The sequence below is a fragment of the Brachybacterium sp. AOP29-B2-41 genome (assembly GCF_052378395.1).
GTDB lineage: Bacteria > Actinomycetota > Actinomycetes > Actinomycetales > Dermabacteraceae > Brachybacterium.
In genome coordinates this window covers 1-725 of sequence record NZ_JBQSXR010000058.1, presented here as the reverse complement: position 1 = coordinate 725, position 725 = coordinate 1, and the positions used below count along the sequence as shown (strand labels likewise).

Sequence of the window (725 nt, the reverse complement as noted above, 5' to 3'; positions counted from 1 at the left end):
GCTAGGGATCTGGGTCCAGGACACCGAGGGCTCGGCGTTCTGGGCCCACGTCTGCGCCGATCTCGCCAACCAGGGGCGTGCGGGACGTACTGATCGTGTGCTGCGACGGGCTCAAGGGCCTGCCGGAGGCGATCGAGGCGACGTGGCCGGACTCGATGGTCCAGACCTGCGTGGTTCACCTGATCCGGGCCGCGATGCGGTTCGTGGCCTACCAGGACCGCAAGAAGGTCGCCGCCGCGCTGAAGCCGATCTACACCGCACCTAACGAGGACGTCGCGAGGAAGGCGCTGGTGGAGTTCGAGGCCTCCGAGCTCGGCAAGAAATACCCTTCTGCAGCCGCGACCTGGGCGAACTCCTGGGAGCGGTTCATCCCGTTCCTGCAGTTCCCGCCCATGCTCCGCAAGGTTATCTACACGAAAAACAGCATCGAGTCGCTGAACTTCCAGTTGCGGAAGGTGACTAAGAACCGCGGCCACTTCCCCTCGACCGAGGCGGCGGTGAAGCTGCTCTGGCTGGCGATCTGCAACATCGAGGACAAACGCGCCGCCGAACGCGCTCGTGACCGTGGCAAGCCCACGAGCCAGCGCAAGGCCCAGGGCCGGCTGGTCGAAGGCCAGGTCGTCACCAACTGGAAGCAGGCCCTCGCCCAGCTGGCCGCGGCCTACCCCGACCGGATCAACCCCTACCTGTGACCACCCTGCTTACACAGACAAATTGACAGGCCC

The 725-nt window shown here is 65.5% G+C and carries 1 pseudogene; it reads left to right on the top strand.

Annotation, left to right across the window (positions count from 1 at the left end):
* A pseudogene (locus ACT3T9_RS18855) lies at positions 1-692 on the top strand (IS256 family transposase); the annotation flags it as partial.
* Positions 693-725: the final 33 nt, after the last annotated feature.